Origin of the sequence: Burkholderia sp. Se-20373 (genome assembly GCF_017104705.1) — a bacterium.
Classification (GTDB): Bacteria; Pseudomonadota; Gammaproteobacteria; order Burkholderiales; family Burkholderiaceae; genus Burkholderia.
In genome coordinates this window covers 124,172-145,079 of the sequence record NZ_JAAGPH010000001.1, presented here as the reverse complement: position 1 = coordinate 145,079, position 20,908 = coordinate 124,172, and the positions used below count along the sequence as shown (strand labels likewise).

The 20,908-nt window shown below is 68.5% G+C and carries 19 protein-coding genes; 15 read left to right on the top strand and 4 right to left on the bottom strand.

The annotated features are described in order from the left end of the window. Positions 1-96: 96 nt before the first annotated feature. Positions 97-1,161 (top strand): MFS transporter, encoded by a 1,065-nt coding sequence (locus G3N96_RS39020; RefSeq protein ID WP_241022389.1) that lies wholly within the window; start codon positions 97-99, stop codon positions 1,159-1,161. 318 nt (positions 1,162-1,479) lie between these two features. Here G3N96_RS39020 and G3N96_RS00675 read toward each other — a convergent pair whose 3' ends face one another. Next, a complete protein-coding gene (locus tag G3N96_RS00675; protein WP_206135862.1) occupies positions 1,480-2,427 on the bottom strand; it encodes a LysR family transcriptional regulator in 948 nt (315 codons plus the stop codon). A gap of 115 nt (positions 2,428-2,542) precedes the next feature. Between G3N96_RS00675 and G3N96_RS00670 the strand changes: the two genes are divergently transcribed. The 6 genes from G3N96_RS00670 (at position 2,543) to G3N96_RS00645 (ending at position 9,133) form a co-directional block, all read left to right on the top strand. Further along, positions 2,543-3,598: a 4-hydroxythreonine-4-phosphate dehydrogenase PdxA gene (locus G3N96_RS00670; protein ID WP_206135861.1), complete on the top strand. Its 1,056-nt coding sequence runs from the start codon at positions 2,543-2,545 to the stop codon at positions 3,596-3,598. Positions 3,599-3,665: 67 nt separating this feature from the next. Next, entirely contained in the window at positions 3,666-4,838 is a 1,173-nt protein-coding gene (locus G3N96_RS00665) for an L-rhamnonate dehydratase (protein ID WP_124580385.1), read from the top strand. Between the two features lie 8 nt (positions 4,839-4,846). Beyond that, positions 4,847-5,764: a dihydrodipicolinate synthase family protein gene (locus tag G3N96_RS00660; RefSeq protein ID WP_206135860.1), complete on the top strand. Its 918-nt coding sequence runs from the start codon at positions 4,847-4,849 to the stop codon at positions 5,762-5,764. Positions 5,765-5,879: 115 nt separating this feature from the next. Next, positions 5,880-7,172, top strand: coding sequence for an MFS transporter (locus G3N96_RS00655; RefSeq protein ID WP_039344369.1), 1,293 nt, complete (start codon positions 5,880-5,882; stop codon positions 7,170-7,172). A 52-nt stretch (positions 7,173-7,224) separates the two neighbouring features. Continuing rightward, positions 7,225-8,172 (top strand): YncE family protein, encoded by a 948-nt coding sequence (locus G3N96_RS00650; protein WP_206135859.1) that lies wholly within the window; start codon positions 7,225-7,227, stop codon positions 8,170-8,172. A gap of 1 nt (position 8,173) precedes the next feature. Then, positions 8,174-9,133: an amidohydrolase family protein gene (locus G3N96_RS00645; RefSeq protein ID WP_206135858.1), complete on the top strand. Its 960-nt coding sequence runs from the start codon at positions 8,174-8,176 to the stop codon at positions 9,131-9,133. A gap of 131 nt (positions 9,134-9,264) precedes the next feature. Here G3N96_RS00645 and G3N96_RS00640 read toward each other — a convergent pair whose 3' ends face one another. Both G3N96_RS00640 and G3N96_RS00635 read right to left on the bottom strand, forming a co-directional pair. Next, complete coding sequence (locus G3N96_RS00640) at positions 9,265-9,630, bottom strand: DUF1493 family protein (RefSeq protein ID WP_206135857.1); 366 nt, start codon at positions 9,628-9,630, stop codon at positions 9,265-9,267. 3 nt (positions 9,631-9,633) lie between these two features. Then, the gene (locus tag G3N96_RS00635) at positions 9,634-10,065 is read right to left on the bottom strand and encodes an STM2901 family protein (RefSeq protein ID WP_206135856.1); all 432 of its coding nucleotides are present in this window, start codon (positions 10,063-10,065) and stop codon (positions 9,634-9,636) included. 422 nt (positions 10,066-10,487) lie between these two features. Here G3N96_RS00635 and G3N96_RS00630 point away from each other — a divergent pair, with 422 nt between their 5' ends. From G3N96_RS00630 to G3N96_RS00595, 8 genes are all read left to right on the top strand, one after another. Beyond that, complete coding sequence (locus tag G3N96_RS00630; RefSeq protein WP_206135855.1) at positions 10,488-11,762, top strand: sugar ABC transporter substrate-binding protein; 1,275 nt, start codon at positions 10,488-10,490, stop codon at positions 11,760-11,762. Continuing rightward, entirely contained in the window at positions 11,746-12,714 is a 969-nt protein-coding gene (locus tag G3N96_RS00625) for a sugar ABC transporter permease (protein WP_241022388.1), read from the top strand. Before G3N96_RS00630 ends, G3N96_RS00625 begins: the two co-directional genes overlap by 17 nt. Further along, positions 12,702-13,541 carry a carbohydrate ABC transporter permease gene (locus G3N96_RS00620; protein WP_089473861.1) on the top strand — a complete coding sequence of 280 codons (840 nt, stop codon included), beginning with the start codon at positions 12,702-12,704 and terminating at the stop codon, positions 13,539-13,541. Before G3N96_RS00625 ends, G3N96_RS00620 begins: the two co-directional genes overlap by 13 nt. A gap of 10 nt (positions 13,542-13,551) precedes the next feature. After that, entirely contained in the window at positions 13,552-14,586 is a 1,035-nt protein-coding gene (locus tag G3N96_RS00615; RefSeq protein ID WP_206135854.1) for an NAD(P)-dependent alcohol dehydrogenase, read from the top strand. A gap of 3 nt (positions 14,587-14,589) precedes the next feature. Beyond that, positions 14,590-15,783: a sn-glycerol-3-phosphate ABC transporter ATP-binding protein UgpC gene (gene ugpC / locus G3N96_RS00610; RefSeq protein ID WP_206135853.1), complete on the top strand. Its 1,194-nt coding sequence runs from the start codon at positions 14,590-14,592 to the stop codon at positions 15,781-15,783. Between the two features lie 30 nt (positions 15,784-15,813). Then, positions 15,814-16,749: an AraC family transcriptional regulator gene (locus G3N96_RS00605; RefSeq protein ID WP_206135852.1), complete on the top strand. Its 936-nt coding sequence runs from the start codon at positions 15,814-15,816 to the stop codon at positions 16,747-16,749. After that, positions 16,746-18,212 (top strand): xylulokinase, encoded by a 1,467-nt coding sequence (gene xylB / locus G3N96_RS00600; RefSeq protein WP_206135851.1) that lies wholly within the window; start codon positions 16,746-16,748, stop codon positions 18,210-18,212. Before G3N96_RS00605 ends, xylB begins: the two co-directional genes overlap by 4 nt. A gap of 130 nt (positions 18,213-18,342) precedes the next feature. Continuing rightward, positions 18,343-19,368, top strand: coding sequence for a MerR family transcriptional regulator (locus tag G3N96_RS00595; protein ID WP_206135850.1), 1,026 nt, complete (start codon positions 18,343-18,345; stop codon positions 19,366-19,368). An 81-nt stretch (positions 19,369-19,449) separates the two neighbouring features. Here G3N96_RS00595 and G3N96_RS00590 read toward each other — a convergent pair whose 3' ends face one another. Continuing rightward, positions 19,450-20,862: a PLP-dependent aminotransferase family protein gene (locus G3N96_RS00590; protein WP_206135849.1), complete on the bottom strand. Its 1,413-nt coding sequence runs from the start codon at positions 20,860-20,862 to the stop codon at positions 19,450-19,452. Between the last annotated feature and the right edge of the window lie 46 nt (positions 20,863-20,908).

Below are 20,908 nucleotides of genomic sequence, written 5' to 3'. Positions count from 1 at the left end.
CTTCGTTTGTCTATATTAGACTTTTAGTCCATCACGAACACTGCCGGACACCGTCGATCGAGACTGTCCTGTCCGGCCCCGACCGGAGATGTCCCCATGACGCCCCCCCCCCCGACCCTGCCGCTGACCGTCGACGAAGCCGCGGTGCGCGCGGCCCTGCCGTCGCTCGACGTGCTCGGCACGCTGCGCAGCATGTTCGCGTCGCTCGCCGCGACGCGCGCGGTGCAGCCGCCGCAAACGCTCACGCTGTTTCCCGACCAGGCCGGCGACTTCATCACGTATCTCGGCGCGCTCGCCGACGCGCAGGTGTTCGGCGCGAAGCTGTCGCCGTATGTCGTGACGGGCGGCAAGCCAATCGTCACCGCGTGGACCGCGCTGATGTCGATGCGCACGGGCCAGCCGCTGATGTGGTGCGACGCCGGCCTGCTGACCGTCGAACGCACGGCGGGCACGACCGCGCTCGCGGTCGACTGCCTCGCGCCGCGCGCCGCGCGCCCCGCGCCGCCCGCCGGCCCCACACCGTGGGGGCCGCTGTTCCGCCGGATGGCGCCGACCATCTTCGTCTACTTCTGCTACGGCTGGACCGCCTGGCTGTTCTTTACGTGGCTGCCGACGTTCTTCCTGAACGGCCAGGGCCTGAACCTGAAGTCGACCGCGCTGTTCGCGTCCGGCGTGTTCTTCGCGGGCGTGGTCGGCGACACGCTCGGCGGCTGGCTGTGCGACCGCGTCTACCGGAAGACCGGCAACCTCGCGCTGTCGCGCCAGAGCGTGATCGTCGCGAGCTTCGTTGGCGCACTCGTGTGCCTGCTGCCGCTCGCGGTGGTGCATTCGACGGCCGGTGTCGCGCTGTGCCTGTCGGGGTCGTTCCTGTGCCTCGAACTGACGATCGGGCCGATCTGGGCCGTGCCGAGCGACATCGCACCGACCCACGCCGGCATCGCGAGCGGGATGATGAACGCGGGCTCCGCGATCTCGGGGATCCTGTCGCCGATCCTGTTCGGCTATCTCGTCGATCGCACGGGGAGCTGGACGGTGCCGTTCATGGGCTCGGTCGCGATGCTGCTGATCGGTATCGTCGCCGCGCTGCGGATTCGCCCGGACCGCTCGTTGGCGGAATCGATGCCGGCGCTCGTTGACGCGCCCGCGGCGCCGTCGCACTGAAGCGGGTCGACGCGGTTTCGCCGGCTTCGGCCGTCTCGCCGGCGTCGCGATCACGCTTCGCTATGTTCCGCGATGGCGGTGCGTGACTGACTCGGCTGACTCGGCTGGTTCGGTTGGTTCGGCTGATCCGGCTGACTCGGCTGATCCGGCTGGTTCGGCTGGCTCGGCTGGTTCGGCTGGCCGGGGTAGCGCGGCTGGCCAGGTTGACTCGGCCTGCTCGGCTGATTCGGCCGGCTCGGCAGATTCGGCCACCTCGGCTGATTCGGCCACCTCGGCCGGCGCGGCTGGCTCGGCCTCCTCGGCTGGCAAACCGCCCCATCAAGCGCCGCCATCATCTCCGCCCCCTTCGCGGTGAAACAGCGCAAGAAACTGCTGCGCGGGAATGCTCAGCGGCCGGTCGCGCCGCACGAGGCTGCCGTACGACGGCAGCTTCTGTTCGAGCGTGTAATCGATGATCGCGACAAGCCCGTGCTCCGCATTGCGCTGCGCCACCGTCAGCGGAATCACGCCGAGCATCGTCGAACGGTCGACGAGGTTCATCGTCGTCAGGATCGACCCCGTTTCGACCAGCCCGCGCGGCATCGGCTGGTGCCGCGCGTTGAACTCGCGCTCGACGACCTCGCGCGCGGGGCTGCCGGCCGGCTGCAGGATCCACGTGTAATCGAGCAGCGTGTCGAACGCCACGGGCCCCGCCCCCGCGAGCGGATGGTCGCGGCCCGCGATGATCGCGAGCGCCTCGTCGTCCACCACGCGGAAATCGCAATCGGTCCCGACGTGGCGCCCGATCACCACTTCGAGCACGCCTTCGCGCAGCTGCGGCATCAGCCGGTCGCTCGTATCCACCGCGATGTCGATCGCCAGCAGCGGGTAACGCGCCTTCAACTGCACCAGCGCCTCGGTGAGCCGCCCCGGCGACGCCGCCATGATGCTGCCGATCGCCAGCCGCCCCGCGCTGCCGAGCTGCAGCTCGCCGAGTTCGCGGTTCAACGCCTCGACACTGCCGCGGATCCCGCGGAAATAGCCGAGCACGCGCTCGCCGGCCGGGTTCAGCACGAGCCCGCGCCCGATGCGATCGAACAGCCGCTGGCCGAGCGCGCTCTCCAGCTCGGCCAGCATCTTCGTCGCGGCCGGCTGCGTGAGGCCCATCTGGTCGGCGGCCGCGCGCAGCGTCGAGCATTCGTCCACGGCCAGCAGCAGCGCGATCTGCCGCATGCGCAGCCGGTTCAGCAGCTGCGGCGTCGAGTCTCGTCGGTCGATCGAGCCCATCTTTGATTACTCCAGGTTATCGATTCATCAAGAGTTTTCAATTTACCGACTCATTCCGTCTACCTAGCATGAACCCGATACACAAACGGCCACGCGCCGCCACCGGAGACGCCACATGACCCCCCCCTCGCCCGCCACGCCGCTCCCCGTCGTCGCGCTGACGCTCGGCGACCCCGCCGGCATCGGCGCCGAGCTGATCGCGAAACTGCTCGCCCGCCCCGACGCAACTTCCCGCGCGAATCTCGTGCTGATCGGCGACCGCTGGCTGTGGGAAGCCGGCCAGCGCGTCGCGGGCGTGACGGTCGACGTCGAACCCGTCGCGTCACTCGCCGCCGCGCGCGGCCGGCCGTCGACCGAACGCGCCGCGTTCGTCGCCCTCGACACGATCGATCCGGCCGACGTCACGGTCGGGCAGCCCGGCGCGGCCGGCGGCCGCTCGACGCTGACCGTGCTCGACCTGTGCCTCGACGCGGCGCTCGCCGGCGACATCGACGCGATCTGCTTCGCGCCGCTGAACAAGTACGCGATGAAGCTCGGCGGGCTGAAGCACGAGGACGAGCTGCACCACTTCGCCGAGGCGCTCGGCGTGTCCGGCTACTTCTGCGAATTCAACACGCTCGGCGAGCTGTGGACCGCGCGCATCTCGTCGCACATTCCGCTGAAGGATGCGCCGGGCTACCTGAGCATCGAGCGAATCGAACAGGCATCCGAACTGATCTACCGGTCGCTGCTCGCGAACGGCATCGCCGCGCCGAAGGTGGCGATTGCCGCGTTCAACCCGCACGGCGGCGACGGCGGCAGCTGCGGCCGCGAGGAAGTCGACATCATCGAGCCGGCCGTACGCCGGCTGCAGTCGCGCGACTGGCCGACCGACGCGCCGTTCCACGGCCCGTTCCCCGCCGACACGATCTTCCTGAAGGCGCAGGCCGGCGACTATCAGGCGATCGTCACGATGTACCACGACCAGGGGCAGATCGCGATCAAGCTGCTCGGCTTCTCGCGCGGCGTGACCGTGCAGGGCGGGCTGCCGGTGCCGATCACGACGCCCGCGCACGGCACCGCGTACGACATCGCGGGCCGCGGCACGGCCGACGTCGGCGCGACGTGGCAGGCGCTGCAGATCGCGTGCCGGATGGGCGCCGCGCGCCGCGCACAGCCCGTTTCCGCCTGACCCGACGGCCCCGCCGGCCGACCGCTTTTCAACACGACAACATCACACCGAACTCCGGAGACACCCGATGAAGATCCGTTCCGTGCGCGCCCGCGTATTCCAGTGGAAAGGCAAGACCGTCCCGCCGCAAGGCAACTTCTGCTCGAACGCGATGGACCTGCTGTACGCGCCGCAGGAAACGATGAGCACGTTCCGCTTCCATGCGTGGACGGTCGTCGAAGTCGAGACCGACGACGGCATCGTCGGCCTCGGCAACGTCGCGCTCGCGCCGCATGTCGCGAAGGTGATCATCGACCAGTACCTCGCGCCGCTCGTGATCGGCCAGGACCCGTGGGACTACGAATACCTGAACCAGCGGATGTATCGCGCGACGCATGCATGGGGCCGCAAGGGCATCGGCATGGCGGCGATCTCGGCGGTCGACATCGCGATCTGGGACATCCTCGGCAAGAGCGTCGGCAAGCCCGTGTTCAAGCTGCTCGGCGGCCGCACCAAGGAAAAGATCCCCTGCTACTACTCGAAGCTCTACCGCACCGACCTGAAGGAGATGCAGGACGAGGCGCAGCGCTACCTGAAGGAAGGCTTCCGCGCGTTCAAGATGCGCTTCGGCTACGGGCCCGCGCACGGGCAGCAGGGCGTGACCGAGAACCTGAAGTCGGTCGCGGCGATCCGCGAGGTGATCGGCTACGACAACGACCTGATGCTCGAGTGCTACATGGGCTGGAACCTCGAATACGCGAAGCGCATCCTGCCGAAGCTCGAGAAATACCAGCCGCGCTGGCTGGAGGAACCGGTGATCGCCGACGACATCGACGGCTACGCGGAGCTGAACCAGCTCACGCGCATCCCGATCTCCGGCGGCGAGCACGAGTTCTCGCTGTACGGCTTCAAGCAGCTGCTGGACCGCAAGGCCGTGTCGGTCGTCCAGTACGACACGAACCGCGTCGGCGGGATCACGATGGCGCACAAGATCAACGCGCTGTGCGAGGCGTACAGCGTGCCGGTGATCCCGCATGCGGGCCAGATGCACAACTATCACCTGACGATGAGCACGCTTGCGTCGCCGATGAGCGAGTACTTCCCGATGTTCGATGTCGAGGTCGGCAACGAGCTGTTCTATTACATCTTCGCCGGCGAGCCGGTGGCCGAGAACGGCTTCGTGCAACTGCGCGACGACGTGCCGGGCCTCGGCCTCACGCTGAAGACCGAATTCCTCGACCAGTTCGACATCGTCGAGTGAGGCCCGCCATGCACGCACGCTACCAGGGCGTCTTTCCGGTCGTGCCGACGATCTTCGACGCGACCGGCGCGCTCGATCTCGACGGCCAGCGCCGCTGCATCGAGTTCATGATCGATGCCGGCTCGCACGGCCTCTGCATCCACGCGAACTACTCCGAGCAGTTCGCGCTCGGCGACGACGAACGCGAACTGATCACGCGCGCCACGCTCGAGCACGTCGCGGGCCGCGTGCCGGTGATCGTCACGACGTCGCACTTCAGCGCGCGAATCTGCGCGGAACGTAACCGACACGCCCAGGCGATGGGCGCGGCGATGGTGATGGTGATGCCGCCGTATCACGGCGCGACGTTCCGTGTGCCGGAGGCGCAGGTGCGCGCGTTCTTCCGCGACGTCACCGACGGCCTCGACATTCCGCTGATGATCCAGGACGCGCCCGCGAGCGGCGTCGCGCTGTCCGCGCCGTTCCTCGCGTCGCTCGCCCGCGAGATCGACGCGGTGTCGTACTTCAAGATCGAGACGGCAGGCGCCGCGTCGAAGCTGCGCGAGCTGATCGCGCTCGGCGGCGATGCGATCGAGGGGCCGTGGGACGGCGAGGAAGGCATCACGCTGCTCGCCGATCTCGATGCCGGCGCGACCGGCGCGATGACGGGCGGCGGCTATCCGGACGGGATTCGCCAAATCACCGACGCATATTTCGCCGGCCGTCGCGACGAAGCCGTCGCGCAGTACGCGCGCTGGCTGCCGCTGATCAACTACGAGAACCGTCAGTCGGGATTCCTGACCGCGAAGGCGCTGATGCGCGAAGGCGGCGTGATCGCGTGCGACGCGCCGCGCGCACCGTGGCCCGAGCTGCACCCACAGGTGCGCACCGGCTTGCTCGACGCGGCGCGGCGGCTCGATCCGCTCGTGCTGCGCTGGGGGCGCTAGGCACCCGGCATCGGTTCACACGTGCAACGCCGCAGGGCGTTGCGCATCGGCGCGTCACGGCGTGACAGCGGTCCATCAGAAGACCGCCGCCGCCATCACCCAGATTGGAGACACCATGACCCTGTTGAACCCGGCCACCCCGGCCTACGAAGCCGGCGAAGCCATTCCGCGCCGCCGCTGGCTGCGCGTGATTCCGCCGCTGCTGCTCGCCTGCATCATTTCGTACATGGACCGCGTGAACATCGCGTTCGCGATGCCCGGCGGGATGAACGCCGATCTCGGCATGGACGCGACGATGGCCGGCCTCGCCGGCGGCATCTTCTTCTTTGGCTACCTGTTCCTGCAGATTCCCGGCGGCCGGCGCGCGGCGCTCGGCAGCGGCAAGACCTTCATCGCGTGGTCGCTCGTGAGCTGGGCCGTGCTGTCGGTGCTGACCGGGCTCGTCACGCACACCTGGCAACTGCTGACGCTGCGCTTCCTGCTCGGCGTGGCCGAGGGCGGGATGCTGCCGGTCGTGCTGACGATGGTCAGCCACTGGTTTCCCGACCGCGAACGCGGCCGCGCGAATGCGATGGTCATCATGTTCGTGCCGCTCGCGGGCATGATCACCGCGCCGCTGTCCGGCTTCATCCTCGCCGCGTACGACTGGCATCACCTGTTCTTCAGCGCGGGCGCGCTGTCGCTGCTGTGCCTCGTCGTGTGGCTGATGTTCGCCGACGACGGCCCGGAGACCGCACGCTGGGTGTCGCCGCGCGAGAAGGCGTACATCCTCGACGCGCTGCGCGAAGAACAGGAACGCAAGCGCGCGGCCGGCACGCCGGCGGCCGCGTCGTTCGGAGAGCTGCTGCGCAACCCGACGATCTGGCTGCTGATCGCCATCAACTTCTGCTATCAGGTCGGCATCTACGGCTATACGATGTGGTTGCCCACCCTGCTGAAAAACCTCACGCACACCGGGATGGGCAAGATCGGCCTGCTCGCGATGCTGCCGTATGTCGCGATGGTGATCGGCATGTTCGTCACGTCGTATTTGTCTGACCGAACCGGCAAGCGCCGCCTGTTCGTGCTGCTGCCGCTCGTCGGCTTCGCCGCGTGCCTGGCGCTGTCGGTGCTCACGCATGCGTCGATGGCCGTGTCGTTCGCGTTCCTGATCGGTTGCGGCTTCTTCCTGCAGGCGGCCGCCGGCGTGTTCTGGGCGATTCCGCCGAAGCTCTGCAGCGTCGAGACGGCCGGCAGCGCGCGCGGCCTGATCAACGCGCTCGGCAATCTCGGCGGCTTCTGCGGCCCGTATGCGGTCGGCGTGCTGACCCAGCACGTGAGCGCGGCGGCCGGCGTGTACAGCCTCGCGATCACGCTCGCGGTGGCCGGCCTGCTCGCGCTGACGCTGCCGAAACGCTGCGAGGACTGAGACCGGATACACGAATACGCAGGCTTGCTGACGAATTGACGGAGACCCCACCATGAACGACATCCTGTTGCTGGTGCAGAAATGCGCCCACACCTTCAGCTTCTACGACCTCGACACCAAGGCCGCGCTCAAGCACGTCGTGCTGCCGAACTTCCCGCACGAGTTCACCGTCGACGTGAACGAGCGCTTTGCGTACGTCGGCATCTTCGGGATCGAGACCGCGTGGTCGCGCGGCCATGACGGCGATCACCGGATCGCCGAGATCGATCTCGTCGAACGCACGCATACGCGCATGCTCGACCTGTGGCCGTACTACCGGCCACACGGGATGGCGAGCGACCGCGACGGCCGGCTGTACGCGATGAGCGAGGCGCACGACATGCTGCTCGTGTTCGACGAGCCGACCCGACAGCCCGTGCCGAACATGGCCGTGCCGTCCGGCGGCGTGAAGACGCACCTCGTCACGCTCACGCGCGATGCGAGCCGCGCATACGGCGTGCACCTGCTGTCGAATACGGTCACGCAATTCCATCCGCGCGACGCGACGGTCGCGCCGCGCGCGGTAATGCCCGGCCCGCGCCCCGAAGGCAATGCGCTGTCGAGCGACGAACGCACGCTGTTCGTCGCGAATCGCGGCGACGACACGCTGGTCGAGATCGACACCGACACGATGACCTGCGGGCGCCGCGTGAAGACGCGCAGCGATCCGAACCGCATCTACCGCACGAGCGCGCCCGACGGCCGCGACCTGCTGCTGCTGACCAATTCGGGCGAGCAGTCGATCTCCGTGTTCGATGCGCGGCAGCTCGAGGAGATCGAACGCATCGCGCTGCCCGCGAACCCGACCGCGCTGTCGTTTCATCCGTCGCGGCGCGTCGCGTACGTGTCGTTCCAGGACGACTACGTGCGCGAGCTCGATCTCGATACGTGGCGTTTCGTCAGTGCATTGCCGACGCTGCGCGAGCCCGATGCGTCGTACGTGCTCGCCGGGGCACGCTGACATGCGCGACACGTCGCCGCTCGACGGCATGCCGGATGCGCTCGTCGATGCGCATCATCACCTGTGGCGGCTCGATGCCGGTGCGCGCTATCCGTGGCTGCAGGAGGACTACGATCCGGCGCGCTTCATGTTCGGCGACTACGCGGCGCTGTGCCGCGATTTCGGGGTGGACGCGCTCCGGCACGCGGCGCGGGGCGCACCGATCGTCGCGAGCGTGCACGTCGAGGCCGAACGTGCGCGTGATGAGGCGCTGGCGGAAACGCGCTGGCTGCATGAAGTCGCGGCGTCGCGTGGGCTGCCGTCGGCGGTCGTCGCGTGGGTCGACCTGCTCGCGGGTGATGCGGACGAGCGGCTTGCCGAGCAGGCCGCGTGGCCGCGCGTGCGCGGCGTGCGCTTCAAGCCTCGTACGGCGGCCGAGCCGGATGCGTCGGTCGACGGGCCGGGCACGCTGCGCGATCCGCGCTGGCCGGCTTCGCTGGCGCGCCTCGCCGCGCACGGGCTGTGCTGGGATCTGCGCGTGCCGTTCTGGCATCTCGAGGAAGCGGCTTCGATGCTCGCCGATGCACCGGATGTCGACGTCGTGCTCGAACATGCAGGGCTGCCGTGGGATCGCTCGGATGCAGGGCTCGCGCGCTGGCGACGCGGCATGGAGGCGCTTGCCGCGTCGCCGCGCGTCACCGTGAAGATCTCCGAACTCGGCTTGCGCGATGCAGTGTGGAACGAAGCGGACAACGCACGGATCATCCGCGACACGATCGCGATCTTCGGCGCGCAGCGCTGCCTGTTCGCCAGTAACTTTCCGGTGGCCGGGCTGCGTGTGTCGTACCCGGCGCTGCTGCGCACGTTCGCTCGTGCGATGACGCATCTCGATGATGCCGAGCGACGCGCGGTCTGGCATGACAACGCGCTGCGGGTGTACCGGATCGCGCTCGACACGCCGCACGGGCCGGCGCGCGGATGAAGCCGCGCGCGCGATAAATGCACCGGCTCAAGCGCAATAAATAGACAGGCAGAAAAATTTCGCGTGACGTAATTGTGTTTCCGCCAGCGAAAAGGGCCGGTCAATACATCAACCGGCCCTGCCATATACGATCACTCCCCCGCTGCAGCCTCGATCGCGTCGGTGTCCCACTTCCCGCGTCGCGTTGCCTCTGCCAGCATCCCCAAGGTCAGCGGCCGCCGCTCCGGGTGCCGGAGGCGCTTGACGAACAACCCGATAAGTGACGACAGCAGTTCCTGACCTTCGGGGCCAAAATAGCGCCGGTACGGGAATCCTTGGGCGTCGACGCCGAATGTCTCTGCCCACCTGTCGATGAACTCCACCCCATCGAGACCCGTGACGCCGAGATCCTGCTCAAGCCGGGATTCCGGCTGCAGGTTCAGCCTGCCGCCGAGCAGCGGCCGACCGAGTTCTTCGCGTGTGAAGGCTTCGAGGCGTTCCCAGGTATCGTCTTTCATGGTTCAGAGCATCCGGTCCTCGGGCTTTACGAATCGGTTGTAGGTCGACACGGTGTTGCGCATGATCAGATAGGCGTCGCGAGCCAGGAACACCTCGCCCACGACGGGGATCGCCCGACCGACCCACGCGCCGAGGCGGCGAGTGAAGGCGATCCGAATACCGGACAAGCCGACACCCATGATCATCGGCAGGCGAAACGGCAACGTTTGAGGAAACAACTTCCGAGCTGCAAGGGAGGCGACGGACGTGCCCGGCGTAGCGCCAGTGAACTTGCCTGGGACGGGGACGTCGGCCTGACCGAGAAGCATTGCCGACGCAGCGGCGAGATCGTCCAGGCCGAGCTGCTTGCGTGTCTCGTCGAACGCCACCAAGGCGAACACGTCGACGGGCCGCAAATCCCGCCAAGTGCCGTACGTGTACCTGTTTTCACTCATTCATTTTTCTCCTGATCCAGCAAGAGCGCTGCTCTCTCAGCGGGTGCCCCCTGCGAAGGCGCTACTTTACCGCATCGCCTGGATCAGCCCGGCCGGCGCAGGTGCGCATGGCAGTCGCCACCTGCTCGTACTCTCCGAACGGGAAAGCAACGCCGTAGCCCCCGGCCCGCCAGTCACTCGAATCGCGGCAGAAAAGCGTGTGCGGCCGGTCGTAGCGACTGATGCAGTCACGCCACGTCACGCGGATATCACGCACTGTCCCGCCTCCCTCCACCACCACATTTTGTGCATCGCACGACCAACCCTGAGCAAAAAGTATCGGTTGGCGTTTTCTTTTGATGTGGTGCCCGCATCGCCCCCGTCACACCATTGTTCCTGCTGTCATCGACGGCATTCGAACAAGCAGAATCAAGGAGACACGGGTGAACAAGATGCGAATCGTCGCAGCCGGCCTGCTGCTCGGCGCCTGTCTGCCGGGCGTCGCGGCCGCGCAGGTCTGCAAGGTGCCGACCCTTCGGGTGCTCGCGCAGAAGAGCCTCGGCCTGTCGGTGATGGAGAAATCGCTGGCCGACTACGAGAAGAAGAGCGGCACCAAGGTCGAGATCAGCTATTTCGGCGAGAACGACCGCCGCGCGAAATCGCGGCTCGACGCGTCGACCGGCGCGGGCTCTTACCAGATCTACTACGTCGACGAGGCGAACGTCGCCGAATTCGCGTCGGCCAACTGGATCGTGCCGCTCCTCAAGTACTACCCGAAGGAATACGACTACGACGACTTCCTGCCCGGCCGCCGCGCGGTCGCAAGCTACAACGGCGTCGCGTACTTCGCGCCGCTGATCGGCGGCGGCGACTTCCTGTTCTACCGCCGCGACCTGCTCGACGCCGCGCACATCCCGGTGCCGAAGACGCTCGACCAGCTCGTCGCCGCGATCAAGAAGCTCAACGCGCCGCCGAAACTGTACGGCTGGGTCGCGCGCGGCCAGCGCGGCTCCGGGATGAACGTGTGGCGCTGGTCGCCGTTCATGCTCGGGATGGGTGGCGCGTGGACCGACAAGGGCGGCCAGCCCGCGTTCAACTCGCCGGCCGCCGTGAAAGCCACGCAACTCTACAGCGACCTGTTCAAGTACGCGCCGCCGGGCGCGGCGACCTACGACTGGAGCAACGCGCTCGAAGCGTTCCGCTCGGGCAAGGTCGCGTTCATGATCGAATCGACGCCGTTCGCGGACTGGATGGAGGATGCGAGCAAGTCGAACGTGGCCGGCAAGGTCGGCTACACGCGGCCGCCCGCGCCGCTGCCGTCGGCCGCGCACGGCCACGGCTTCGCGATCTCGGCGGTCGGCGCGAAGGACGACTGCACGCGGATGGCCGCCGGCCGCTTCATCGCGTGGGCGACCAGCAAGGACCAGGAGCAGGCGCGGTTGCGCAACGGCGTGTTCAGCGACTACAACCGGTCGAGCACGATCGCGAGCCCGTACTTCAAGCAGCATGTCGCGCCGCAGATCCAGGCCGGGCTGAACGACACCAACCCGGTCACGCAGGTGACGATCTGGCGCACGCCGCAGTGGCCGGATATCGGCGACAACCTCGGCATCGCGCTCGAGCAGGTGTTCACCGGCACGCAGACGGACGTGCGCGGCACGCTCGACGACGCAGACCAGTACGCGAAGGATGCGCTCGAACATGGCGCTCGCAAATGACGGCGCCGGCGGACGCGCGCTCGGCGTCCGTCCGGCCCCTGCCCCGCCTTCCGCGCCGTCCGCCCGGCGCGGCCGCGCACGCCGCGACCGCACGAGCCTGCCGTGGGTGTTCCTCGCGCCGACGCTCGCGCTGCTCGCCGTCCTGAGCCTCGTCCCGACCGTCGCCGCGATCAACCTCGCGCTGCGCAACCGTGTGCTGCGCTACCCGGACAGCGAATACGTCGGCCTGCGCAATTTCATCCGGCTCGCGTCCGACCGGCGTTTCCTGAACGCGATCGAGGTGTCGGTGCTGTGGGAAGTCGTCACGGTGGCCGGCGCGGTGCTGGTCGGGATCGCGCTGGCCGTGTTCCTGTTCGAGCGCGTGCACGGCCGCTGGCGCCGCCTCGCGTCGCTGGTGCTGATCATGCCGGTGCTGCTGCCGCGCGTGTCGGCTGCGTTCATCTGGAAGTTCATGTACGCGCCGCTCACCGGCATCCTGAGCTGGCTGCTCGGCATGCTCGGGATCGAGAACACCGCGTTCCTCGCCGATCCGCATCTCGCGCTTTACGCGGTCGCGCTGGTCGACGTGTGGCAATGGGGGCTGTTCTTCGCGGTCGTGATCCTGAAGCTGCTGGAGACGCTGCCGCCCGAACCGCTCGAAGCCGCGCGGCTCGACTACGCGACGACGTGGCAGGTGCATGCGTACATCACGTTGCCGATGCTGAAGGCGCCGCTCGTGAGCCTCGTGTTCATCAAGATGGTCGAGTCGCTGCGCTCGTTCGACCTGATCTACGTGATGACCAAGGGCGGCCCCGGCATCGCGACCGAAACGCTCGACCTGTACGCGTACCAGCAGGGCATCGGCCTCGCCGGCAAGGTGTCCTATGCGTCGGGCATGGCCGTGCTGATGATGGTCGCGACCACGCTCGTCTTCACGCTCATCTGGAAGAGGGTCAACAAATGGGACGACTGATGGCCCGCCGCGGCACCGCCGCGACCGTTTCGACCGCAACGACTGTCGCGATCGCCGGCGCGATCCTGCTCGTCGCCGCGTTCCCGCTGTTCTGGGCCGTGCTCAATTCGCTCAAGCACCTGCTCGACATCGTCACGCCCGTGCCGCGCTTCATCTTCACGCCGACGCTCGCGAACTACGAGCAGGTGCTGTCGAGCCCCGAGGTGCTGATCGGCCTCGGCAACAGCATCGCGATCGTCGGCGCGGCCGTGCTGATCGGCGCGGTGCTCGGCGTGCCGGCCGCGTATGCGATCGCGCGTTACCCGATACGCGGCAAGCGCGACATCCAGTTCTTCCTGCTGTCGCTGCGCTTCCTGCCGCCGGTCGCGGTCGCGTTGCCGCTGATCGCGATCTGGGTCGATCTCGGGCTGTACGACACGAAGCTGTCGATGATCGTCACGTACCTGCTCGTCACGCTGTCGACCATCACGTGGCTGTCGATCCCCGTGTTCCGCCGGCTGCCGCGCGAGATCGAGGAAGCCGCCGCGCTCGACGGCTACGGCCCGTACGCGGTGTTCTGGCACATCGCGCTGCCGGTATGCGCGAGCACGCTGCTCGGCGGCATCGTGTTCAGCTTCGTGCTGGTGTGGAACGAGCTGATGATCGCGCTCGCGCTCACGTCGTCGCGCAGCGCGACGCTGCCGGTGGTCGCGTCCGCGTTCACGTCGCTCGGCCAGGAAGTGCCTTGGGGCGTGATCAACGCGTCGACGGTGCTGCTCGCGCTGCCGCCGCTCGTGTTCGTCGGCATGCTGAGCCGCCTGCTCAATTCGATCGTCAAGGGAAAATAAGGAGGATGTGTTGAAAGCACTCGTACTCGAACGCACGCGCGAACTCGCGCTGCGCGACATCGACCTGCCGCAGGCGGTCGGCCCTGGCGACGTCCGGATCAAGGTGCATACGGTCGGCGTGTGCGGCAGCGACGTGCATTACTACGTGCACGGCGGCATCGGCCCGTTTCGCGTCGACGCGCCGATGGTGCTCGGCCACGAGGCGTCCGGCACCGTCGTCGAGACCGGCGCCGGCGTCACGCACCTGCGCATCGGCGACCGCGTGTGCATGGAGCCCGGCGTGCCGCGCCTCGATTCGCCCGCGACGCTGCGCGGGCTCTACAACCTCGATCCCGACGTGCGCTTCTGGGCGACGCCGCCCATCCACGGCTGCCTGACGCCGTACGTCGTGCATCCGGCCGCGTTCACGTACCGGCTGCCCGACAACGTCTCGTTCGCCGAAGGCGCGATCGTCGAGCCGCTGTCGATCGGCCTGCAGGCCGCGAAGAAGGCGGCGATGAAGCCGGGCGACCTCGCGGTCGTGATCGGTGCCGGCACGATCGGCGCGATGACGGCGCTTGCCGCACTTGCGGGCGGCGCCGCGCGCGTGATCCTCGCCGACGTCGTGCCCGACAAGCTCGCGCTGTTCGCCGGCAACCGTGCCGTCACGACCGTCGACGTACGCACGCAGCTGCTCGCCGACGTCGTGGCCGAAGCCACCGGCGGCTGGGGCGCGGACGTCGTGTTCGAGGCCAGCGGCAGCGCGAACGCGTATGCGGGCCTCGTCGACCTGATGTGCCCGGGCGGCTGCGCGGTGCTGATCGGGATGCCGGTCGCCCCGGTGCCGCTCGACGTGGTCGCGCTGCAGGCGAAGGAGGGCCGCATCGAATCGGTGTTCCGCTACGCGAACATCTTTCCGCGCGCGCTCGCGCTGATCGCGTCCGGCGCGATCGACGTGAAGCCGTTCATCTCGCGCACGTTCCCGTTTTCCGAAGGCGTGCGCGCGTTCGAGGAAGCGGCGAGCGGCCACCCGCGCGACGTCAAGATTCAGATCGAAATGGATTGAGCCATGGCCCAGATCACCTGCAAAGGTTTGTCGAAGCATTACGACGGCGGCCCCGCCGTGCTGCACCCGCTCGACCTCGAGATCGCCGACGGCGAATTCATCGTGCTGCTCGGCCCGTCCGGCTGCGGCAAGTCGACGATGCTGCGGATGATCGCGGGCCTCGAGGCGATCACCGGCGGCGAGCTCGTGATCGGCGACGCGGTCGTCAACGACCTGCCGTCGCGCGAGCGCAATGTCGCGATGGTGTTCCAGAACTACGCGCTGTACCCGCACATGACGGTGTACGACAACATCGCGTTCGGCCTGCGGCGCCTGAAGGTGCCGGCCGACGAGATCGACCGCCGCGTGCGCGACGTCGCGCGCATCCTGAGCCTCGACGCGCTGCTCGACCGCCGCCCGCGCGCGATGTCGGGCGGCCAGCAGCAGCGTGCGGCCATCGCGCGCGCGATGATCAAGACGCCCGCCGTGTTCCTGTTCGACGAGCCGCTGTCGAACCTCGACGCGAAGCTGCGCACGCAGTTGCGCGGCGACATCAAGCGGCTGCATCGACGGCTGAAGACGACCACGCTGTACGTCACGCACGACCAGCTGGAGGCGATGACGCTGGCCGATCGCGTCGTGCTGATGCGCGGCGGCCACATCGAGCAGATCGGCACGCCGGCCGAGCTGTACGGGCAACCGCATACGGTGTTCGCCGCCGGCTTCGTCGGCACCCCGGCGATGAACTTCGCGGCGGGCACGATCGAGCGCCGCGGCGCGACCGTGCTGCTCGACTGCAACGGCGCGCGCTGGCCGCTCGCATCGCCGCGCTTCGCCCGGCTGCACGACGGCCAGCAGGTGAAGGCCGCGATCCGGCCGAACCACCTGCGGCTCGTCACCGAAGCGGATCCGACCCCGGGCGCGCTTACTCTGACCGGCACGGTCGAGCTCGTCGAGCTGCTCGGCGCCGAGGCGCTCGTCACGCTCGACTGGCACGGCCAGCCGTGCGCGGCCCTCGTGCCGGCCCCGATGGCCCCGGCGCCGGGGGCCGTGGTAGCGTTCCGCTTCGACGAAGAAGCCCTGCATCTGTTCGACGCCGGCACCGAGCGCAACGTCACGCTGCCGGACGCGAACCCGATCGCGCACGCGGCGCCGCCGGCGGCCGCGACGCGCACCACGCCGCCCGCCGCGACGGGCTGGTCGATGTCCCGTTCGTAGCACGCCGGCACGCCCCCGACGGAGCACACGATGAACCCGGATCTCGAGATCGTTCCCACCCACCGCGACGAATCGTTCCGCGCGTGGGTCCACGACTATCCGCACTCGGTCGCGAAGTGGCACTTTCATCCCGAATACGAGATCCATCTGATCCAGTCGTCGCACGGCAAGATGTTCGTCGGCGATCACATTGGCGATTTCGGCCCCGGCAACCTGATCGTCACCGGGCCGAACCTGCCGCACAACTGGGTCAGCGAACTCGCCGACGGCGAACGCGTGCCGTCGCGCGACGTCGTGCTGCAGTTCTCGCGCGACGCGATCGAGAAGATGGTCGGCGCGTTCAGCGAGCTGCAGCCGGTGATCGACCTGATCGACGATGCGGCGCGCGGCGTGCAGTTTCCGGACCGCGTCGGCCGCGACGTCGCGCCGCTGATGCTCGAACTCGCGAACGCGCACGGCTGCCGGCGCGTCGAGATCCTGATGTCGCTGTTCGACCGGCTGTCGTCGTGCCGCGAACGGCGCGTGCTCGCCGGCCCCGGCTACCGCAGCGACGCGCAGCACTACATGTCGTCGACCATCAACCAGGTGCTGTCGTACCTGCAGCAGAACCTGCCCGGCATGCTGCGCGAGGCCGACGTCGCCGCGTTCGCCGGGATGAGCGTCAGCACCTTCACGCGGTTTTTCCGCCGCCATACCGGCTCGTCGTTCGTGCGCTACCTGAACCGGCTGCGCATCAACGAGGCCTGCGAGCTGCTGATGTTTTCCGACCTGACGGTGACCGACATCTGCTACCGGGTTGGCTTCAACAACCTGTCGAATTTCAACCGTCAGTTTCTCGCGATGAAGCAGGTGCCGCCGTCGAGGTTCCGCGCGCTGCACCGGCTCAACGAACCGCACGGCCGCGACGACGCGCCGCCCCCGCGACGCACGCCGCCGCGCGCCCCAGACAGGATGCTTCACACGTGACTTTTCTCGGCATCGATCTCGGCACGTCCGAGGTCAAGGTACTCCTCACCGATTCCCGTTCGGCCCCGCTCGCGACCGGCTCGGCCGCGCTGTCGATCAGCCGCCCGCATCCGCACTGGTCGGAACAGCGCCCGCAGGCGTGGTGGCACGCGATGCTCGACGCGATCGCGGCGGTGCGCGCCGCGCACCCGGCCGGCTTCGCCGCGCTGCGCGGCATCGCGCTCTCGGGGCAGATGCACGGCGCGACGCTGATCGATCGCGCGGACCAGGTGCTGCGCCCCGCGATCCTGTGGAACGACACGCGCGCCGGCACCGAGTGCGTCGAACTCGAGGCGCTGGTGCCGGAGTCGCGCGCGATCACCGGCAACATGGCGATGCCCGGCTTCACCGCGCCGAAGCTGCTGTGGCTCGCGAAATACGAGCCCGCCGTGTTCCGCGCGGTGCACAAGGTGCTGTTGCCGAAGGATTACCTGATCTGGCGCCTGTCCGGCGAATTCGTGTCCGACATGTCCGACGCGTCGGGCACGCTGTGGCTCGACTGCGCGCGCCGCGACTGGTCCGACCGGATGCTCGCCGCGACCGAGCTGTCGCGTGCGCAGATGCCGCGCCTCGTCGAAGGCAACGCGCCCGCCGCGCAGCTGCGCGACACGCTGAGGCGCGAATGGGGCATCGCGGGGCCCGTGACGATCGCCGGCGGCGCCGGCGACAACGCGGCTTCGGCGATCGGCATGGGCGTCACGGGCGCCGGCAGCGGCTTCCTGTCGCTCGGCACGTCGGGCGTGCTGTTCGCCGGCAACGATCGCTTCGCGCCGAACCCGGATGCGGCCGTGCACGCGTTCTGCCACTGCGTCGAAGGGCGCTGGCACCAGATGAGCGTGATCCTGTCGGCCGCCGCGAGCCTCGACTGGCTCGCCCGTGCGCACGGTACCACCGCCGCCGAGCTGGCCGTACGCGCCGAACGCGCGGAGCCGGCGCGCGCGCCGCTGTTCCTGCCGTATCTCGGTGGCGAACGCACGCCGCACAACGACGCGCACGCGCGCGGCGTGTTCTTCGGGCTGTCCAACGAGCACGATGCGGACGATCTCGCGTATGCGGTGATGGAAGGCGTCGCGTTCGCGATGGCCGACGGCTACGACGCGCTGCGTGCGGCCGGCACGACGCTTGATGCGGTGTCGTTCATCGGCGGCGGCTCGAAGAGCGCGTTCTGGGCGCGGCTGTGCGCGAATGCGACCGGGCTCGCGATGCAGCGCCACGCGGACGGCGCGGTTGGCGCGGCGCTGGGTGCCGCGCGGCTCGCACGCCTCGCCGCGACGGATGACACGCTTGAGGAAGTCTGCGTCGCGCCGCCCGTCACGGAGACGGTCGCGCCCGATGCCGCCATGGTCGATCTGCTGGCGGGGCGGCTGGCGCGGTATCGGCGGCTGTATCGCGCGCTGCGGGAAGAGTTCGCGGCCGCCGACTGAGCGATGGCGCATGGTTCGCCGCCATCGATCCCACCTCACACTCGGCCAGAACCTGCGGAAACCCGCTTGACCCGGCCCTTGGGATCGCCTTTATGCTGGTCGCAACGAATCGACGACCTGAAGGTGAGCCATGAGCGATGTCACGCGCGGCCTGAGCGCATCGGAAGCCGCGATGCGGCTCGGCGTATCGGTCAAGGCGCTGCGGCTGTACGAGCGGCAAGGACTGGTCACGCCGGGGCGAACGGCAGCCGGATACCGGTCCTACGGCCCGGACGATCTGGCACGTGCGGCCGACGTCGCGGCGCTTCGCGCGCTCGGCTTGAGCCTGGCCCAGGTCGCGAGCGTGCTTGAGGGTGATGCCCGCAGCCTGAGCGACGCATTGGCCACGCATGAAAACACCCTCGAGCGCGGCATTCAGGATCTGGTCGGCAAGGTCGACAGGGTTCGCGCGATCCGCGCCGATCTTGCACGCGGCCGCATGCCCGATGACGGCGAATTGACGCGCCTGCTCGCTCCGGCAGTCGCGGGCGTCGCATTCAGCCTCCCCTGGCCGTGGGACGGCGAATGGTTCGAATTTCGTGATATCCGTCCGCTGAACTACATCATCGGTTCGCTGGGCAGCGGCAAGACCCGGCTCGCGCATCGGCTCGCCGACGCATTGCCCGGTGCCGCGTTCATCGGGCTGGACCGGCTGGACGACGACGGCGCGGCTGCTTTCGCTGCATTGCGGGCCGATCCGGCGCTGAAGGCGCGCGTCGAACGCACGTCGGCATGGCTCGGGGACGAAGGCGCCACGCCGTCTGTGGCGCTGACCGTGCTGCTCGCCGGCCTTGAGGCGGACGGCGCCGGCGCCCGGGTCGTGGACATGATCGAACAGGATCTCGACCAGCCGACGCAGGCGGCGCTGATCGCGTGCCTTCGCCAGCGAGCCAGAACCGGCGACATGCGGCCGCTGTTCATGCTGACCCGGTCGTCGGCCGTGCTGGATCTGTCGGCCGTCGGCCCCGACGAAGCGATCATTCTGTGTCCTGCGAACCATAGCCCGCCGGCCCGCGTCGCGCCGTACCCCGGCGCACCGGGCTACGAAGCGGTGGCGACCTGTCTTGCGTCGCCGGCCACCCGCGCGCGGATCGCACGGCGGCCGGAGGCCGGGTAGCGGCATCGGCTCGGTTCGGCCGATCGATGATGACCGACGGATCGAGCTCGCCATACCGGTGCGTCATCCACCACACCCGGTTCACGCACGAACGAGCCGATACAGGCGTCGAACCAACGTCAACGCCTGCTGCGCCGACGTCAGGTTCGTGAAGCCGAGCAGCATGCCGGGCGGCATCCGGCCGCCCGGGCTCCAGTCGTTCAGCGGCTGGACGGACAAGCCCTGCAGCTCAGCCATCCGTGCGACGGCGCGATCGTCGACCGCCGTGCGCCAATAGGCCACCACATGCAGGCCGCCCGCGCGGGCCGGAATGTCCAGCGCATCACCGAAGACCTTGCCCAACGCATCGATCAGCCACGCGCGGCGGGTGGCATAAAGCGCCCGCATTTTCTTCAGATGGCGCGCGAAATGCCCTTGCTCCATGAAATCGGCGACGACGGATTGCATCAGCATCTGGCCGCTGCCGCCGAGCCAGCCGGCGGTGTCGCGAAAGGCTGCGACCTGCTCGTCGGGAACGACGAGATAGCCCAGCCGCAAGCCCGGATACAGCACCTTGCTGAACGATCCGGTGTAAAGCACGCGGTGGTGGCGATCCAGGCTTTTGAGCGCAGGCAACGGGCGGCCGTGGTACCGGAACTCGCTGTCGTAATCGTCCTCGACGATCCAGGCCCGCTGCTGCCGGGCCCAGTCGAGCAAGGCCAGACGCCTCGGCAGCGACAGCGCGACACCGAGCGGGCTTTGATGGGTCGGCGTCACCACGGCAAAACGCGCATCGGCCGCCCGGCGCTGCCCCGCTTCCACGCACAGGCCGTCGTCGTCGACCGGCACGGACACGAGCCGCATCCCCGCGTGCTCGAGCACACGGCGTGCGTGGATATACCCCGGATCCTCGAACCAGCCGGCGTCGCCGGGACGCAGCAAGGTCCGGCAGATCAGGTCCAGCGCACCGCGATACCCGGCGGTGATGAAGATCTGCCCGGCCGAACAGTCGATGCCGCGCGACACGCCGAGGTACGCGGACAGCGCACGCCTGAGCCCGTCGTGACCTTGCGGCGGCGCGTAGTCCAGCGACGGGATCGCCATCGCCCGCACATGACGGCCGGTGAGCCGTATCCACGGCATGCGCGGAAACGCATCGAGCGCGGGAATGCCCATCTGGAACGGCTTCGGCCCGCTCGCTGCCGAATCGCCGCGCGGCGGTTCGTCCGGCCGGGTCGCCGCGGCGCGCGGCTGCCGGGCATCCGGCAACTGGGGCGACACGACGGTGCCGGCCGGCCCATGTGCGACCAGGTACCCCTCGCCGATGAGGATCTGATAGGCCGCTTCGACGGTGCCGCGTGCGAGATTGAGTTCGCTGGCCAGGCTCCGTACCGACGGCACGCGCTTGCCCGGCGCGAGCTTGCCCGTCTCGATCGCATCGCGGAAGCGCCCGACCAACTGCCGATAGACCGGCATGTCGAGATGACGGTCCGGCATCAGATCGTCGAATTTCATGTCCCAGTCAAATAGTCACTTTTTGGACCTTCAGGATACGCCATCC

Coding starts and splice junctions, on each gene's coding strand:
- G3N96_RS39020 (WP_241022389.1), top strand. CDS start 97: ATGACGCCCCCCCCCCCGACCCTGCCGCTGACCGTCGACGAAGCCGCG.
- G3N96_RS00675 (WP_206135862.1), bottom strand. CDS start 2,427: ATGGGCTCGATCGACCGACGAGACTCGACGCCGCAGCTGCTGAACCGG.
- G3N96_RS00670 (WP_206135861.1), top strand. CDS start 2,543: ATGACCCCCCCCTCGCCCGCCACGCCGCTCCCCGTCGTCGCGCTGACG.
- G3N96_RS00665 (WP_124580385.1), top strand. CDS start 3,666: ATGAAGATCCGTTCCGTGCGCGCCCGCGTATTCCAGTGGAAAGGCAAG.
- G3N96_RS00660 (WP_206135860.1), top strand. CDS start 4,847: ATGCACGCACGCTACCAGGGCGTCTTTCCGGTCGTGCCGACGATCTTC.
- G3N96_RS00655 (WP_039344369.1), top strand. CDS start 5,880: ATGACCCTGTTGAACCCGGCCACCCCGGCCTACGAAGCCGGCGAAGCC.
- G3N96_RS00650 (WP_206135859.1), top strand. CDS start 7,225: ATGAACGACATCCTGTTGCTGGTGCAGAAATGCGCCCACACCTTCAGC.
- G3N96_RS00645 (WP_206135858.1), top strand. CDS start 8,174: ATGCGCGACACGTCGCCGCTCGACGGCATGCCGGATGCGCTCGTCGAT.
- G3N96_RS00640 (WP_206135857.1), bottom strand. CDS start 9,630: ATGAAAGACGATACCTGGGAACGCCTCGAAGCCTTCACACGCGAAGAA.
- G3N96_RS00635 (WP_206135856.1), bottom strand. CDS start 10,065: ATGAGTGAAAACAGGTACACGTACGGCACTTGGCGGGATTTGCGGCCC.
- G3N96_RS00625 (WP_241022388.1), top strand. CDS start 11,746: ATGGCGCTCGCAAATGACGGCGCCGGCGGACGCGCGCTCGGCGTCCGT.
- G3N96_RS00620 (WP_089473861.1), top strand. CDS start 12,702: ATGGGACGACTGATGGCCCGCCGCGGCACCGCCGCGACCGTTTCGACC.
- ugpC (WP_206135853.1), top strand. CDS start 14,590: ATGGCCCAGATCACCTGCAAAGGTTTGTCGAAGCATTACGACGGCGGC.
- G3N96_RS00605 (WP_206135852.1), top strand. CDS start 15,814: ATGAACCCGGATCTCGAGATCGTTCCCACCCACCGCGACGAATCGTTC.
- G3N96_RS00595 (WP_206135850.1), top strand. CDS start 18,343: ATGAGCGATGTCACGCGCGGCCTGAGCGCATCGGAAGCCGCGATGCGG.
- G3N96_RS00590 (WP_206135849.1), bottom strand. CDS start 20,862: ATGAAATTCGACGATCTGATGCCGGACCGTCATCTCGACATGCCGGTC.